Raw genomic sequence first — 17,476 nt, 5'->3', positions numbered from 1 at the left:
TTCATACTTATAAATCATGCCTATTATTTTAACTTAAAATATTACTATCTGTAAAAAGTTCCAGGGGAACTTCTTCATAATTTTTACTCTCTAAGTTGGTTGCTGTTAGGCCCAAAAGCCTAATACCATCTTCCAAAAAGTTAGGAACCTGGCTATATAACTCTTTGCCCGCTAAAAAAATTTCTAATGCTTGATTAGTTGGTTGGTCTAATTTTTGGCGTTTAGTAATAGTTTCAAAGCTATTGCTGCGAATTTTTAAGACAACTACATTCGCGCTAACTTTCTTATTTTTCAATTTTTGAGATAATTCGTGGCTAAATTTTCTAATTATCGTTAGTGCTTGATCTTGGCTGTGAATATTATTCTCAAAAGTCCGCTCTATCCCGATAGATTTTCTCCTTCGATCAGATAAAACGGGATTCAGATCAATTCCATGAGCATGTAAAGCAATTGCATAACCCATTTTCTTAAATTTTCCAATCAGAAAACGAACTGGTAGTTTTTGTAAATCTGCTCCATCATAAATTCCTAAATCATGAAGTTGCTTTTGAGTTTTTTTACCAATTCCAGGAAATTGCTCAATTTTTTGTTCAGCTAAAAATTTTAATGCATCATCTGCTAAAATAACCGTTCTTCCAAAAGGCTTGGCATATTCTGAGGCCATTTTAGCTAAAAATTTATTATACGATACGCCAAAAGAAGAAGTTAATCCAGTTTCTCTGTATATTTTCTGCTGTAAGTGACTTGCGAGCTCAATTGCTGAATCAATCCCTAATTTATTCTTAGTAACATCAAGATAAGCTTCATCCAGAGCAACAGATTCGACCTGATCAGTTAGTTCATGCATCAGCTCATGGATTTGCCCAGAAACTGCTCGATATTTGTTAAAGTTAGGCTTGACAAAAGCTACCCTATCCACTGGAACTAACTGCATAGCCTTAGCTGTCGGCATTGCTGAGTGAACACCATATTGGCGGGCAATATAATTAGCAGTTGCTACCACTCCGTGACCATTGTGCTTACGAGGATCATGACCGATAATTAGTGCCTTATTAACAAGGCTTGGATCATCACGCATTTCTATTGATGCATAAAACGCATCCATATCCAAGTGAATAATTTTACGGTGGAAGTCGTTTTTTGGCAGTAATTCAGGCATTAATTGTAAATCCAGTGTTCCGTTTCACTATCAAAAATTTTATCAGAACTAGCAGGGCCAAATTTACCTGGTTGATATTGTTCAGGTGCATATCCATCCTTATTTTGTTTATCCCAAGCATCTTCTACTGCATCAACAAACTTCCAATACTGTTTAAGTTCAGCCCAGTGTGTGAAGTTTGTACGATCAGCTACGAAGACATCATGAAGCAATCTTTCATAACCATCTGGTACCTTAGCCATTTCTTGTTCAGAGAAGCGGTAGTCTAAATTCTCTCTTCTTAAGCCATCAGTCATGATCTTCTTGCCATTAATAGTGAAGTAAATCTCACTCACTGGATCAATTACAATCGAAATATTGTTTGAATGAGCATTACCGTATAAATTATTCATATGCTTCAAAACAATATCAATTCGAGAATTTTTTTCCTTTAGATTTTTACCTGTTCTAAAGTAAATTGGCACACTTGCTAAAGGACCTTGCTTAAATTCAACCTTACCCGAAACAAATGTTTCAGTATGAGAATCAGGATCAACTTGATCTTCTTCTAAATACCCAGGATGATCTTCACCAGCTAAATATTGCCCACGGGCAAAATTCTTCTTAACATCAGCAGCGGTTGGAATAATTAAGCTATCAAGTAACTCTTGCTTAGCCTTGTGAACTGCATCAGAAGTCAAATCTGTAGGTTCCGGCATTGCTAATAGTGTAATAATTTGAAAAATGTGATTCTGCACCATATCGCGCAATGCTCCTGAACCATCATAATAACCGCCACGAGTTCCTACTCCTAAGCTCTCGGCTAAAGTTACTTGCACATTTTGAATATAATCACCATTCCAAATATTCTTAATAATTGGATTAGTCATTCTTAACGGCATAATATTTTGAACCATTTCTTTACCTAAGTAATGATCAATTCGATAAACAGAATCTTCATCAAAACTTTCACGAATTTGTCGATTTAATTCTGCAGCGGATTGAAGATCATGTCCAAAAGGCTTTTCAATAACTAAACGGTTAAATCCACTTCCAGTTAAACTCTGATCATTGATATGAGTTGCAATAGTACCAAAGAAACGGGGAGCCATTGCCATGTAAAAAATGCGATTGCCTTGAGCTTTATATTCTTCATCCAAGTCATTGGCTACCTTTTTTAAGGCAATATAATGATCGACATCAGTTACATCATGAGATTGGTAGTAAAAGTGTGATACAAAGTCTTGAATATCATCTTCATTAACCCCACGATGTGTTTCATGAACTGCATCACTAACTTGTTGACGGAAATATTCATGTGACCAGGGTCTTCTCGCTGTCCCAATCACAGCAAAATTACTTCTGATCAAACCTTTTTGATATAAGTTGAACAAGGCAGGATAAAGCTTGCGGTGTGCCAAATCACCAGACCCACCAAAAAGGATCATAACAACAGGAATATTTTTCATAGTTAACTTCCTCTCTAAAATTCCTCTATTTTTCATTTTACTCTGTTAAAAATTATTAATAAAATTAAAAAGCGTCAGTTGACGCTTTTTTTCTAATTTTCACTATTATCTTCAGTTGAAGTCTCTTTAGCATCTTTGTCAGCAACATCAGAAACGTCATTAGATTTATTAGTATCTGCTAGGTCTGCTTTAGGAGATGCTTGATCTTCTTTATTCTTGTTTTCACCTTCATTGTCCTTAGCTGGTACGACTTGACGAACGGCCATACGGCTGAAAGTTAAAAAGATACCATTTGCATCAACAACAACAGTATTATCTTCTTTATTAATTGAATCAATCTTACCGTGAAGACCGTCAATCAAAACCACATGATCCCCAGCCTTCAATTCATTCATCATTTCCATACGCTTTTGTTGTTGCTTCTTTTGTGGACGAATCATAGTAAAGTACATGAATGCAATTAACACAATAAAAATAACAATCATAAACATACTGTTACCGCCAGCTGCTGTTTGAGCCAAAATAAATGTATTCAAACTATTCACCTCATAATATTAAATTATAAATATCTAATATACTATTATACCTTACTTAGGCTAAATTTTTTACTCAGATTTACGTGGACTTAATCCTAATTGCAAATATGCCTTGTCAGTAACTGCTCGGCCACGTTGAGTCCTAATAATAAAGCCCTTTTGCAATAAATAAGGTTCATATACTTCTTCAATTGTGTCCCGATCTTCACCAATGTTAGCAGCTAGGGTTTTAATACCTACTGGACCACCATCATAATTCTCAATCATCACACGCAAGATCTTACGGTCGGTTTGATCTAAACCTTCATTATCAACTTCTAATTGTGATAAGGCATGTTTAGTAGTAGCTAAAGAAATCTCTTCTTCCCCTTTTACTTCGGCAAAGTCGCGTACCCGTTTCAATAAGCGATTAGCGACACGAGGAGTTCCACGAGAGCGCCGAGCAAGTTCAATTGCTGCTTCAGAATTAATCTTAGTATTAAAAACATCACTAGAGCGCAAAATAATCTTCTCTAAATCAATAATATTGTAGTATTGCATATGTTCAACAATACCGAACCTATCACGTAGCGGTGCCGACAATTGACCAGCGCGAGTTGTTGCTCCAATTAGCGTAAAGGGTGGCAAGGGAACATGGACTGCATGAGTAGTCTGACCTTGGCCAACAACAATATCAATATAATAATCTTCCATTGCTGAATAAAGCACTTCTTCAACCGGCTTAGCCAAACGGTGAATTTCATCAATAAATAAGACATCCCCTGGATCTAGTTCAGATAATAGTGCCACTAAATCTCCGGCCTTTTCAATAGCTGGACCTGACGTACTCTTCAAGTGAACCCCCATTTCATTAGCAATTACAAATGCTAAAGTAGTCTTACCTAATCCTGGCGGACCATAGAGTAGGACGTGGTCTAAAGCTTCGTCACGCTTTTTAGCAGCTTCAATATAGACACTCATTTCATCTTTAACCTTGTCTTGTCCAATATATTGGACTAAAGATTGCGGCCGCAGTGAAAGCTCAACTTCTTCTTCATCTTCACTACTTTGAGAATCAACTAAACGCTGTTCTTCTTCTGACACAAAATCACTTCCCTTTTCAGTTTAAATTTTATTTCTTTAATAATAAAGCAAGTGCCTTCTTAATATATCCATCAGCTGTATCAGTAGGTAACTTAGCCAATTCTGGAGTAACTTTATCAATTTCTTTTTGAGTATAGCCTAATGCACCTAATGCTAACAAGGCATCTTGCAAGCTAGCAGGCAAACTTTCTTTAATTGGACTCTTTTTGACATAATCGCCTAGCTTGCCTTTTAAGTCAAGGACAATTTGTGAAGCTGTTTTTTTACCTACACCAGGAAATTTGGTTAAGTACTTAACTTCACCTTGCTGAATTGCACTCGCCAATGAATCTGTATCTTCTGCAGCCATAATCGCTAAGGCTGACTTAGGACCAATCCCTGAAACTGACAATAATTTTAAAAATAACTCCTTATCTTCATGACTAATAAAGCCATATAGCGTAATACCTGTATCTCTAACAACTTGCTCAACATAAACTTGAGCCGTTTCATTTTCTTCATAACTATATGGCGTAGGAGAAAAAATCTTGTATCCTACTCCACCTGCCTCTAGCACAATATATGCAGGTGAAATTTGAGTAATAATTCCTTTTAAATATTCGTACATTTTGTTTCCTTATTCATTCTTTTTAAACATCTTATTTAGATCATTCTTACTTAAACTAACAATAATAATCTTACCGTCTCCATCACGATATGGATCTGAAGTTTTAGATAGATCTTCAATTAGGGATGCTGCTTCTAAATTACTCAATTTTGAACTAGAATAGACACGATTTTTAGCAATTATCTGAGCAACTTGGATTTTTAACTTATCAATATTATCATTAGCTGCATTTAAATATAGTTCAAGTAATTGGCGAATCCTTTTTTCAATATCTTTTTCAATCCAGGTTGGATAAGTTCTCATAATTAGAGTATTTTGACCAAAATCTTCTAATTCTATACCAATTTTTTTGATTGTAGCTAGGTTATCCTTTAGCTTCAAATAATCCACATTTGAAAAATTCAACACTATCGGTTCCAACAAGGTTTGCTGGCTAGATTTTTCTGATTGAAGCTGTTTTAAAACATTATCAAATGCCAAGCGACGATGAGCCGCTAGTTGATCGATTAAATATAAACTTCCATTGCTCTGTGCTAGCAAGTAACTCTGCATTTGCCCAATATAGGTTAACTTTGGTAAACGACTATCTATAATTTCTTGTCCTTGACTAGTAATAGTAGAATCAGCTTCACTTTCAGGGAAGGGCTTAAGCATCATTTGTAAAGCAACATTTTTATCCCATGTTGATGTAATCAGATATTGCTGATCATTACGGGGACGATTAAGACTAATAAATTCACCTACGGCTTCATTAACTTCAGGCACTGCAGGGGCTTCTGGTTTAGAATCCAATATAACTGGGCGGGTCGTGTCAACTACAGACTTATTTAAGTTAAACTTCAACTGATCTATCTTAGTATCTTGAGGCTGACTATTTAAATTATTTAAACCCAGGCTTTCTTGTTGTCCATCAAGTAAAACGTCACTGATTGTCTGAGTCAAAAGGCGCTCTAGTTCTTTTTCCTTAGAAAGACGGACTTCTTGCTTGGTAGGATGAACATTCACATCAACTAAAACTGGATCCAATTCAATCTTAATAACTGCAATAGGGTATCTGCGTGGACCTAACTTATTGGCGTATCCACTCATAATTGCCTGAGTTAAATTATAGTTATGAACGTAGCGACCATTTAAGAGTAAAGTAATAAAATTACGGTTAGATCGTGTATCATCAGGATCAGAAATCAAACCCGAAATCTTAAAATCTGGAGTTGTTCCATCTATTTCAAGCATTCTTTCAGCTAGATGACGACTATAAATATTGGCTATATCTTGGCGCAAATTCTTGCGACCATTAGTTTTGAGAAGAATTTTATTATTATTAGTTAAAGTAAAGGCGATTTCTGGATGTCCTAAGGCAAGCCGATCAACTATATCAACAATTTTTAGTATTTCTGTTCTTTCAGAGCGTAAATACTTTAAACGAGCTGGAGTATTAAAAAATAAATCTGCAACGCTGATCTTAGTTCCTTGTGGAGAAGGGGCATCTTCTTGAAGCTTCTTCTCACCACCAGCAAAAACAGCCCGAACTCCGCCTTGGTTATTACTACTAGTCACAATCTCTACATGAGCAACTGCAGCAATTGAAGCTAAAGCCTCTCCCCTAAAGCCTAAAGTTCCGATATTGAATAAGTCACGCTCGCTATTAATCTTACTAGTCGCATGACGCATAAAGGCTAAGTCGATCTGGTCGCTGGCGATTCCTGAGCCATTATCCTGTACAGTAATCTTTTGCAATCCTGCATTTTCAAAGTCAATTCTTATTCTAGTACTGCCAGCATCAATTGAGTTCTCACATAATTCCTTAACTACACTAGCTGGTCTTTCGATAACCTCACCAGCGGCAATTTGATTAGTTAATTCTGTTGAAAGTTCATGAATTTGCGCCATTAATTCTATTCACCCTTATCATCTTTTAGATCATGTTGCCACTGCGAAACTAATTCCATTACTTGAAGCGGGGTCTTATCAGCTAGATAGATATTTTCAATATCATCCAAGACATCTTTTTGATTATCACTAATTGCAGGTATCTTCGGCTCATTAAATAAGTCAAGCTGCTCACTAGCTGGTTGCAACTCGCCAGCTCCTTGCTGCTCTAAGCGATGAAGCATAGTAGTAGCTTCACGTAGCACCTTGTGGGGCAAGCCAGCAAGTTGAGCAACGTGAATACCATAAGATTGGTCTGCTGGTCCGGGCAATATCTTATGTAAAAAGATTAACTTACCATTTTCTTCGCTAGCACCAACATGAATATTTTTTAAATGCTTTAGAGTCTGATCAAGATCAGTCAATTCGTGATAGTGAGTCGCAAACAATGTCTTAGCTCCTACTCTATCATGTAGGTATTTCACAATGGCTCCAGCTAATGCCATCCCGTCATAAGTAGCAGTTCCACGACCAATCTCATCAAATAAGATTAATGAGCGTTTAGTAGCATGTTGCAAGGCTTCATTAGCTTCGCTCATTTCAACCATGAAAGTACTTTGACCAGAGATAAGATCATCTGCCGCCCCAATTCGGGTAAAAATCTGATCGAAAATTGGTAAATTAGCACTATCAGCTGGTACAAAGCAGCCAATCTGAGCCATAATTGCGATTAGTGCCATTTGTCGCATATAAGTGGATTTACCAGACATATTCGGTCCCGTAATCAAGAAAATATCGGTATCTTGCCCCATTTCAACATCATTAGGAATATAGCTACCAGCACTCATTACCTGTTCAACTACTGGATGACGACCATTCTTAACCTCGATAGTCCCACTATTTGCTAGCATTGTAGGACGAACATAGTTATTCTGTTCACTTACACCGGCAAAGGCAGTCAAAACATCTAAACTAGCCAGCTGCTTACCTAATTTCTGTAAGACAGGGATATACTTCTTAACAGCTTCTCGCAACTTAACAAACAAATCATATTCCAGGCCTGTAGATTTAGCTTCAGATTCTAAAATCAGTGCCTCATGTTCCTTTAATTCTGGAGTTATATAACGCTCAGCGTTAGTTAAAGTCTGCTTGCGAGTATAACGATCTGTTGGAACCTTATCCTTATTAGAATTAGTTACTTCAATATAGTAGCCAAAGACCTTATTATAACCAACTTTTAGGTTATTAATACCGGTATTTTTTCGTTCACTAGCCTGCATTTCAGAGATCCACTTCTTACCATTAGTCATAGCATCCCGATAAGTATCTAATTGACTAGAAACACCCTTGCGAATAATGCCACCTTCGGTTGTAGATATTGGTGGAGCATCAACAATAGTATTTTTAATTAAATCTCGCACCCCAGTAAGTGGATCAATCCGACTTGCAAAATCTACTAAAACTTGATCACCTGAATCTCGCAAACACTTTAAAATTTCAGGTACAGCAGCTAATGAATTAGCCAACTGAAGCATTTCTCTAGCATTAACAGACCCAAAAGCGATCCGACCTATTAGTCGTTCTAAGTCATACACCCCTTTTAAATTGTCAATAATATTCTCGCGCGTAAAATAATCATCAAACAATGCTTGTACTATATCTTGACGAGCCTTAATCTTGCTAGCAGAAAGTAAAGGTCTTTCAATCCATGCTTTGAGTAAACGTCCACCCATTGCAGTACTTGTCTTATCAAGCAACCAAAATAATGATCCCATCTTCTTACCAGTCTTAGCTGACCTAACCAATTCTAAGTTAGTCTGGACAACATGTGACATTTGCAAGTATTGTGTTGGTTCATAGCTTTGCGCAACTTGTAAGTGAGCTAAACTACGCTTTTGAGTAGAGAGTAAATAAGCCACTAATTGACGACTTGCTTCAATTTCAGCTTGATTGGTTAACTTCTGGCTAACATAAGATACTTCGGCATGTTCGCCATCTAGCTTAACTGGTTCAGAAACGGTAATATTAGCCTTTTGCAAAAATTCCCTATTCTGATTAGTTAAAATCCCACTAAAAACAACTTCTTTAGTTTGCAAAGAAAGCAGCTCATTAGCGACAGCTTCCCAATCATTTAAATGAGTAGCAAAGGTTTCTCCAGTTGAAACATCACTGTAAGCTAAACCAAAGCCCTTACTAGTTGAAACAACTGAAGTTAAATAATTATTTTCTTTAGCTTGATTAGGACTAGAATTCATCATCGTTCCAGGTGTGATTAATTGAACGATGCCGCGCTTAACCATCCCCTTAGCTTGACTAGGATCTTCAAGTTGATCGCAAATCGCTACCTTATATCCCTTCTCTACTAATGTATTGACATAAGTATCAACTGCTAAGTGAGGCATCCCTGCCATAGGAATTGGATTCTTGGTCTTGTTAGAGCGATGAGTCAAAGTAAGTTCCAAAATTTGTGCACCTTTAACCGCATCATCTTCAAAAAGTTCGTAAAAGTCCCCTACACGATAAAATAAAAAAGCATCAGGATACTGATTTTTTATTTCGTAATATTGCTGCATCATTGGTGTGACATCTTTTTTTGGCATGAACTTGATCCCTTTCTTGCACAGAATTTACCTATATATTATAACGTAAAAATGTTAAATTCTTTAAATTAGCTGCCATTGAAACAGGAAAACCTCAAAAGCTTCTTAATTATTACTTTTGAGGTTCGTTAATTAAATACTACAATTCTTTTATATCTAAAGTTTAAATTTTCAAAAAAAGGGCGACATGCTAATCGCCCTAATAACTCTACTTAGTCTGTTCAATCATTTCTTGAAGTTGATGCTTAGTGAAGTCATCACCATATCTTTTAGTCAATAATGATAATATCTTGTTGTCGTCAAGATTGAAGTCTTCACGACATAATTCGATCGTCTTTACTATATCTTCACGTCTAGTATCTTCTTGAATATTCTCTCTCATCAAAGCAATCTGATTCATAATCTCGCCCCATTCTGGTTTACTCGTGTATTCTTTAATGTCGTCATTCAACTGAATGATATACTTGCTTGGCTTCCTAGATATTTGCCCATTTAAATAATCTAAGAACTCTGCCATCTGCGGCGTTATGCCACTTCTGTCCTTACCCTTGGAATTAAAGAATAACAAATGTCCTACATTCTCTATAGTTAAATTATGATTTCTTTGTTCAGTAAAGTCAAATCTGTAAGCCGCCCGATCCTCATCAAAAGGGTCAAACATACAAAAGAAGATCACATATGAAGCCTTAACGTGATCGTAGTTCTCTCCGGGCTTAGGTATTATTTAACTGTCGCAGATAATACCAAGCCCTCCTAGTTAAAAAATCAACTGGCAAGTTCTGCATCTCAATATCATAGACACGTTCTTGCTTATCCTTAGCATAGACATCTAGTCTTGATGTCTTTTCGAATAAGTTCAGGTCAATTGGCTTTTGCGGTGAAATGTCAACGATCTCTTGGATGTCTAATTCAGGTAATGCCATTTGCAAGAGGTGTAGGCAATTTTCTTTCTTGCTCATCACATAACCAAAGATTGGATCAAGTGTTAGATCTTGCTTAAAATCACCAGCTAGATAACTTCTTCTTAGCATTTTTTACGTCCTTTCGTAATTTATTGGAAGGAGGTAAATTTATCCTCCATCATAAATTACGCAAAAAACGACAAAAATTTTTATTTATTTTTACTCTCTTTGATGAAAAATTATAGAAAATCGAAGTGAATATGACAGTATCATTGCTACAAAAAATTGCTATTTTAAAAATAGACAGAATTATCTGATCTCAGTATTGTAGTGCTCTATATTATTACTTCTATGCTTAAAAAATAAAAGCGCTAGATAACTATTCTTTCAAATAATCATCTAGCACTGAGTTAGTATATTTCATTAACAAACATAGTCGTCATAATTTTTCATTTTCCTAGTCAAATTAAGAAATGCATCTTCAGATGTAGGACCGTATTGTTTAATTAATTGCTCATATGTACCTGTAAATAAGAATCCTTTAGGAGAGATATATTTTAAAATACTATCTGTACCTTTAAAAACTTCAATTTCATGAGAGGTCATGATCACTGGTACATGTTTCCCCAGACTACCCAATAGTTCAATTATTTTTGTCCGATTTTCAATATCTACTCCAGATAAGGGCTCGTCAAATAAATATAGTTCTTTTAATACCATAGCTGATACATAGGTAAATATTAATTTGCTTTCCCCACCAGATAAGCTACCTAAATTTCTATTAAAAATAGGTAAAATATTTTTTTCAAAGAAAATATCCATATTACTTATATCGTAATATTTAAAAGTAGTTACCTTACTAAATGATCTGTACATGTTAAACAATTGCTTAACCGTTACATTAGTATTAAATGGAGTATTCTGAAACATATACATTATCTTACTAGCTTTTGGTATATTTTTTAAAACACCAGCATCGACTTGTGTTAAGTGACTAATAACATCTAATAAAGTACTTTTACCGATTCCATTTTTTCCGATTAAAACATTTAATCTTCCAAATTCAAAATTACCTGTGAAACAATCTAAAACTTTTTTCTCATCGTATGCAACAGTTACATCTTTTAATTCAATCATTAGTCCTCACGTCCTCGATCCTGTAGCTTAAAATGTTGATAACCCAAAATTCCTATAGACAAATAAACACTTGTAATAGTAATTAAATACATGCCTATCTTAAAATCGGGAGTAATTAGTTGTTGTAAAACAAAGCTTATAAAGACATATAGATTGATTAACTTTATCACTTCTAGGAAATTAGGAACGTTTATATTAAATAAAATTAAAAAACCAATCAAAAGAGAAGTCGCCAAAATAGATAAACTAGATTGTCTTATTGGAAATAAAAACAAAATATTAAATCCCATTGATACTACTGGGAAAGTTATTATATTCATTAAAATCAGACAGATTAATAATCTTAATGAATAAAAATTATAAAGTATCATTAACCCTAAAATAAATACTATATTCTCTAACACTACTATTACTAGTTGAACTAATAGATTAGCTAGATAAATTGCCCATTTACTCCCACTTGCATAATAGTACGCCTTTATATATCCACTATTACGTGTTGCAATTATTGACATTGTTACACCATTTAATGCTGTCGAAACAATAATATAGGCAATCATAGGTATACTTACTTTAATAAAATCATCAATTGTAAAAATCTGAGATGCTTTTACACTTATCAATTGATAAACAATAGGAAAAACCAATGTAAATATTAAGTTCATTTTATTATCAATCGCTAATTCAGCGTAAAACTTAATAAAAGATCTTGTTTTAAAAAATAGCTCCATACTATCTACCAAAAGAGCTGACATGTAAACTATACTTGGTTTCATAGTTATACTCATCAGCTCTTCCTTTCATTACTTTCTCTCTTTAAGTCCAGCTGCACCTGTTGAAATTGATACACAGCAACAACAAGCTTTTGGTAAATGGAAGTGTCCTTCTTCTATAAGAAGATCCCCATTTTCCTGTGGTTCCATTTCAATTCCAAAAGAGTCACCTATATTTTCATCATTACGGCTAATAAATGATCCTCTAGACTTGTGACTACTCTTTAGTAAATTTGAGTCAATCGAAGCTTCTTGACCATTACCTAGTAATTCAACGTTGTTCATAATATCATCCTTTCGTGTTATTAATTAAATTGTGGTAATACTGAAGAAGTTAATATAATCATCTTTATTATCGCCTTCCCTCTTAAAGATTGTTTAAATTATATATCGAATAATAGTAAAATTGTTAAAATTTGCAAATTTGCAAAATTATTTAAGGTAAATTTATAACAAATTTTTCATATCCAGATTTACATAAAAGCTCTTTGATACTATTGGCTTCCACTTTATTCATAGTAAACAATGCTTCAAAGTACTTGCCTAATAATTTATACATTAATAAATCCGGGATAGGTGACATTTTATCTAATAATTCCAATGTTGGCTTTAGAAGATATGTATTTTTTTCTTTATAAATTCTATTTAAGTAGTTTATACAGATAGACCCTATTCTTCGCTGTATTTCAAATGAATACTGATTTATTTCTTTAGTGTATTTCTTCAATATACTTTTCATGTATATATTTAGTCTTGCTATACTAAAAAGCATCATTGAACTTCCAAGCATTTGCAGAAAAACTTTATTAGTATTCCAGTTATCAGCCTCGCTTAATTTTTTAGATAACTTTTCTATTATTTTTGAATCTGTTTTTTCAATTCTATTTTTTAAGACATTTTCTATTAGAACTGCATCCAGAAAAACAATACCATTGGCATCATTTTTCATAGCTTCTGTTTTAATTTTTTCAACTTTTTTAAGATCTCGACTATAAAAAGCAATAGCTAGTCTATGTAATTCCTCCTCTTCTGAAGATTCACTATGCTTCTTATCTTCTTGATTTAAGAAAATATTTATATCTATCCTATTAAGTTGTAATAACTTTAAAAAAGTAGTCGCACGTAAGTCTTGTTCCTCACTCTCTACCCGAGAATATTGAGAAACGGATATTACTCCCTGACAAAATTCCTTCTGCGTTAATTTTCTCTTCTTGCGTTCTTGACATAAATATTTGCCAATATTTATCTGGTCCATTCTTCTATCTTCTTATCTTTAAGAATTCAATTAATTAAAATCTCTATGAAAAAAGGCGCTTTTTTACAAACGCCTACTACCTACTACAATTATTTTGCTTTTTTATAATTGTGAATAATTCCCATATGCCAATCATAAATTCCATAAGTTACTGCAATCATTCCAATTACAGCTAACCATAGCCATGGAAGTTTAAGTGCAAGAACTATATCCCAAACTAAAATTATGAATGATACTAGCAAAATAATCCCTGAAACCATAACTTTATTCATTACTAGAACTCCTTTCTTGATACTATAAAAGCTTATTACAAAGAATTTCTTTGTCAAGTTATTTATCCACTAAAAAAAGACCGCCGTAGCGATCTTTTTAATAAACTATTATTTGGTATTAAACTACATACCCATGCCCATACCTGGGTTTGGAGCAGCCGGAGCTGCGTTATTGCCATCATCCGGTTCATCAGCAACTACAGCTTCAGTAGTTAACAACAATGCAGCGATGGAAGCAGCGTTTTGAAGAGCTGAACGAGTTACCTTAGTTGGGTCAATAATACCAGCAGCAACCATGTTCTCCCACTTATCAGTTGCAGCATTGTAACCAACTTCTGGATCTTCATGTTCTAAGTGGTCTAAGATTACTGAGCCATCTTGACCTGCGTTTTCAGCAATTTGGCGTACAGGTGCAGCTAAGGCCTTCATTACAATCTTAACACCTGTTTCAGCATCTTCACTGTCGCCCTTTACACTATCTTCAATAGCCTTCTTAACGTCAACTAATGCGGTACCACCACCAGCTACATAGCCTTCTTCAACAGCAGCACGAGTTGCATTCAAAGCATCTTCGATTCTGTACTTCTTTTCCTTCAATTCAGTTTCAGTAGCAGCACCGACCTTAATTACGGCAACACCACCAGCAAGTTTTGCAAGACGTTCTTGCAATTTTTCACGATCAAAGTCCGAAGTAGTATCTGCAATTTGCTTCTTAATTTGGTCAACACGTTCTGCAATAGCATCCTTAGAACCAGAACCTTCAACAATAGTAGTTGAATCCTTAGTAATAGTTACCTTGCCTGCGCTACCTAATTGGTCAATCTTAGTATCCTTTAATTCAAGACCTAAGTCTGAAGAAATTACAGTACCACCAGTTAAGATTGCGATATCTTCAAGCATAGCCTTACGACGGTCACCGAATCCAGGAGCCTTAACAGCAACAACGTTGAAAGTACCACGAATCTTGTTCAATACAAGTGTTGGAAGAGCTTCACCGTCAACATCATCAGCAATAATCAATAAGCTCTTACCTTGTTGAACGATTTCTTGTAATAATGGAAGAATATCTTGAATATTAGAAATCTTCTTGTCGGTAATTAAGATGTAAGGATTATCTAAGTCAGCTTCCATCTTGTCGTTGTCAGTTACCATGTATTGTGATAGGTAACCACGGTCAAATTGCATACCTTCAACTACTGATAATTCAGTGTTAATACCCTTTGATTCTTCAATAGTAATTACACCGTCGTTGCCAACCTTTTCCATAGCGTCAGCAATCAAATTACCAACTTCTTTAGAAGCAGAAGATACAGAAGCTACTTGAGCAATTTCATCTTTAGTAGAAACTTCGTGGCTAATCTTGTGTAATTCATCAACAGCAGCCTTAGTTGCTGTTTCAATACCACGGCGAATGCCCACAGGGTTAGCACCGGCAGTAACATTCTTCATACCTTCACGAACGATTGCTTGTGCCAATACAGTAGCAGTAGTGGTACCATCACCAGCAATATCGTTAGTCTTTTGAGCAACTTCAGAAACAAGCTTTGCGCCCATGTTTTCGAAGTGGTCCTTTAATTCGATATTCTTAGCAATAGTTACACCATCGTTAGTAATATCAGGAGCACCATAACTCTTTTCCAAAACAACATTTCTACCCTTAGGTCCTAAAGTTGTTTTAACAGTATCAGCCAACTTATCTACACCCTTTAACAATGAGTGTCTTGCTTTTTCTGAAAACTTTATTTCTTTTGCCATATTTAATGCCACCTTTTATCTACAATTTATTACTTAACGACAGCTAAAATGTCTTTTTCGTGAAGTACTAAGTACTTCTCACCTTCGTAATTAATGTTAGTGCCAGAATACTTTTCGAAGAATACCTTTTCTCCTTTAGCTACTGACATAGGAATAATTTCGCCGTTAACTGCACGAGCGCCTTCGCCGACAGCAACAACTTCACCTTCTTGAGGCTTTTCCTTAGCGTTAGAAGCCAGGACAATGCCCCCAACTTTTTCTTCTTCTTCGTCTTTAACTTTAACGATCACGCGATCACCGATTGGTTGTAACACGTTTAGTCCCTCCTGTTTGTATACAATATATTAAATCTTTAGCACTTATTTACCTTGAGTGCTAACTTACAATTACGATAGTACCTTGTTTTAGAAATTATTGCAAGCATTTTAACTAAAAATTTAGCACTTTTTTACTTTAAGTGCTAAAAAAGCACGCAACATCAAGGATTACGTGCTTAAGAATTTATAATCACTATTCAACAAAGTGAATTCCCAAATCGCCAACCTTCTTACTACCTCGTAAGATTAACTTAGTACCTGTCTCACTTGAATGACCAAAGTAATCAATATTACCAAAAGTAGAATCTAATTCATTTACAATTTGCCAACTATTCGGCAAGTAAATATCAATATCACCTATAGAAGCATTAATATTAAATATTACACTTTCACCAGCGGCCTTAGCATGGTTAAGATATATCTCTGCATCCCCAACAAAGGAATTAATTGTCACACTATGCAAATTCTGCGAGCGAATATAGCGGGAAGTATCCGACAACTTCTGGCTAATAACTACCTCTTCACCGGTTTCAGTCTTGCTTGTCTGCGATATTACTTCCTGTGCATGAAAAGGCTCAGGCCTAACATCTTTCCAGTCTACTCTCTTACCATTTACAATTATTTCATTTTCAACAATACTTTTCTTAAAGATAATACTTAAACCGATGCTAATTAATAAGGCCACTAATAAGATCGTCCACGGCACTAGTTTAGTAATATGAAGAGGCTTGGCATAAACAATTACTAAAAATGCAATTGAAAATACTGATCCAAAGATATTTTTATTAGCAATAGAACTAACCCCTAAAGCTGCAAAAATAATTGTCCAAATAATAGTCCATAGGCTAAGATTCAAACTTATCAGATGTAATTGCTCCAATAGTAAGAAGATTCCCGCTAGCAAAAAGCCTATTCCCCACAAAATTCTGCTTATATTCTTTCTCTTCATTTTCATGACCTTCTTTCTAGAACTGAGTCTTATTGTCTTACTTTTATTAAACATTATTTTTAAATTAAAATCTAGTTAAAATGATAATTTTAAAAAAAACGACCTCAGAAAATAACTTCCATGGTCGTTGGGGACTTAACTATCTTTTTTATCTGAATCTAAGAAATAGATCAGAGTTTGTAATTCTGTAGCTAAGTCAACATTCTGAATTCTAACATCTGCTGGTGCAGAAATGCGAAGTGGGGTAAAGTTCATAATTCCCTTAATTCCCGCATCAACCATCTCATCAGCAGTCTTTTGAGCAGCACTTTGGGGCACACAGAGGATAGCAATTGTAATCTGTTGTTCACGCAATTGCATCTTCATGTCGCTCATATCATACACTGGAACACCACTCATAATTGTCCCTGTAATCTCAGGATTAATATCAAACGCTGCAGAAATTCTAATATTGTTAGTTCGCTTAAAGTTATAATTAAGCAAAGCATGTCCCATATTACCAACGCCAACTAGCGCTACATTAGTTAGGGTATCTTGGTTAAGAATCTTCTTGAAAAAATCCAGCAAGTTCTTAACATCATAACCATATCCCCGCTTACCCAAAGCACCGAAATAAGAAAAGTCACGGCGAATTGAAGCACTATCAACTTGAACAGCTTCTGCTAGTTCAGTTGAAGATACCTTCTCCTTACCTTCATCATTTAAAAAAATCAAGTAACGGTAATATAATGGCAAGCGCTTAGCCGTTGCTCTGGGGATCTTTATCTCTTCCATAAAAAAACCTTCTATTCTAAGTAAAGCTTGTGAATGTGAA

18 protein-coding genes are annotated in these 17,476 nt (G+C 35.1%); all 18 read right to left on the bottom strand.

What is annotated here, in order from left to right; genetic code table 11:
• Positions 1-28 precede the first annotated feature (28 nt).
• Positions 29-1,159 carry a DNA polymerase IV gene (gene dinB / locus J2Z60_RS08655; RefSeq protein ID WP_209687296.1) on the bottom strand — a complete coding sequence of 377 codons (1,131 nt, stop codon included), beginning with the start codon at positions 1,157-1,159 and terminating at the stop codon, positions 29-31.
• A complete protein-coding gene (gene zwf, locus J2Z60_RS08650; RefSeq protein ID WP_209687295.1) occupies positions 1,159-2,607 on the bottom strand; it encodes a glucose-6-phosphate dehydrogenase in 1,449 nt (482 codons plus the stop codon). The genes dinB and zwf overlap by 1 nt, the downstream gene beginning before the upstream one ends.
• Positions 2,608-2,699: 92 nt before the next feature.
• On the bottom strand, positions 2,700-3,143 hold the full coding sequence (gene yajC, locus J2Z60_RS08645) for a preprotein translocase subunit YajC (protein WP_245328775.1): 444 nt from the start codon (positions 3,141-3,143) through the stop codon (positions 2,700-2,702).
• A 69-nt stretch (positions 3,144-3,212) separates the two neighbouring features.
• Positions 3,213-4,226 (bottom strand): Holliday junction branch migration DNA helicase RuvB, encoded by a 1,014-nt coding sequence (ruvB, locus tag J2Z60_RS08640; protein WP_209687294.1) that lies wholly within the window; start codon positions 4,224-4,226, stop codon positions 3,213-3,215.
• Positions 4,227-4,254: 28 nt separating this feature from the next.
• Positions 4,255-4,833 carry a Holliday junction branch migration protein RuvA gene (ruvA, locus tag J2Z60_RS08635; RefSeq protein ID WP_209687293.1) on the bottom strand — a complete coding sequence of 193 codons (579 nt, stop codon included), beginning with the start codon at positions 4,831-4,833 and terminating at the stop codon, positions 4,255-4,257.
• 9 nt (positions 4,834-4,842) lie between these two features.
• The gene (gene mutL / locus J2Z60_RS08630) at positions 4,843-6,723 is read right to left on the bottom strand and encodes a DNA mismatch repair endonuclease MutL (RefSeq protein ID WP_209687292.1); all 1,881 of its coding nucleotides are present in this window, start codon (positions 6,721-6,723) and stop codon (positions 4,843-4,845) included.
• Between the two features lie 5 nt (positions 6,724-6,728).
• A complete protein-coding gene (gene mutS, locus J2Z60_RS08625) occupies positions 6,729-9,302 on the bottom strand; it encodes a DNA mismatch repair protein MutS (RefSeq protein WP_209687291.1) in 2,574 nt (857 codons plus the stop codon).
• Between the two features lie 208 nt (positions 9,303-9,510).
• Complete coding sequence (locus J2Z60_RS08620; protein WP_209687290.1) at positions 9,511-9,963, bottom strand: hypothetical protein; 453 nt, start codon at positions 9,961-9,963, stop codon at positions 9,511-9,513.
• Between the two features lie 52 nt (positions 9,964-10,015).
• Entirely contained in the window at positions 10,016-10,333 is a 318-nt protein-coding gene (locus J2Z60_RS08615; RefSeq protein WP_209687289.1) for a PD-(D/E)XK nuclease family transposase, read from the bottom strand.
• A gap of 294 nt (positions 10,334-10,627) precedes the next feature.
• On the bottom strand, positions 10,628-11,341 hold the full coding sequence (locus J2Z60_RS08610) for an AAA family ATPase (protein ID WP_209687288.1): 714 nt from the start codon (positions 11,339-11,341) through the stop codon (positions 10,628-10,630).
• Positions 11,341-12,129 carry a hypothetical protein gene (locus J2Z60_RS08605; RefSeq protein WP_245328774.1) on the bottom strand — a complete coding sequence of 263 codons (789 nt, stop codon included), beginning with the start codon at positions 12,127-12,129 and terminating at the stop codon, positions 11,341-11,343. The genes J2Z60_RS08610 and J2Z60_RS08605 overlap by 1 nt, the downstream gene beginning before the upstream one ends.
• 15 nt (positions 12,130-12,144) lie before the next feature.
• The gene (locus J2Z60_RS08600; RefSeq protein ID WP_209687287.1) at positions 12,145-12,399 is read right to left on the bottom strand and encodes a hypothetical protein; all 255 of its coding nucleotides are present in this window, start codon (positions 12,397-12,399) and stop codon (positions 12,145-12,147) included.
• Between the two features lie 151 nt (positions 12,400-12,550).
• Positions 12,551-13,369 (bottom strand): helix-turn-helix domain-containing protein, encoded by an 819-nt coding sequence (locus J2Z60_RS08595; protein WP_209687286.1) that lies wholly within the window; start codon positions 13,367-13,369, stop codon positions 12,551-12,553.
• A gap of 89 nt (positions 13,370-13,458) precedes the next feature.
• Entirely contained in the window at positions 13,459-13,641 is a 183-nt protein-coding gene (locus J2Z60_RS08590; protein ID WP_209687285.1) for a hypothetical protein, read from the bottom strand.
• Between the two features lie 123 nt (positions 13,642-13,764).
• The gene (groL, locus tag J2Z60_RS08585) at positions 13,765-15,396 is read right to left on the bottom strand and encodes a chaperonin GroEL (RefSeq protein WP_209687284.1); all 1,632 of its coding nucleotides are present in this window, start codon (positions 15,394-15,396) and stop codon (positions 13,765-13,767) included.
• A gap of 29 nt (positions 15,397-15,425) precedes the next feature.
• Positions 15,426-15,710, bottom strand: coding sequence for a co-chaperone GroES (gene groES / locus J2Z60_RS08580; protein ID WP_209687283.1), 285 nt, complete (start codon positions 15,708-15,710; stop codon positions 15,426-15,428).
• Positions 15,711-15,906: 196 nt separating this feature from the next.
• Complete coding sequence (locus tag J2Z60_RS08575) at positions 15,907-16,662, bottom strand: LiaF transmembrane domain-containing protein (RefSeq protein WP_209687282.1); 756 nt, start codon at positions 16,660-16,662, stop codon at positions 15,907-15,909.
• Positions 16,663-16,797: 135 nt separating this feature from the next.
• Entirely contained in the window at positions 16,798-17,436 is a 639-nt protein-coding gene (locus J2Z60_RS08570) for a redox-sensing transcriptional repressor Rex (RefSeq protein WP_209687281.1), read from the bottom strand.
• Between the last annotated feature and the right edge of the window lie 40 nt (positions 17,437-17,476).

It is taken from the genome of Lactobacillus colini (assembly GCF_017874575.1).
In the GTDB taxonomy this organism is placed as follows: Bacteria; Bacillota; Bacilli; order Lactobacillales; family Lactobacillaceae; genus Lactobacillus; species Lactobacillus colini.
This window is presented reverse-complemented; position numbering and strand designations above follow the sequence as displayed.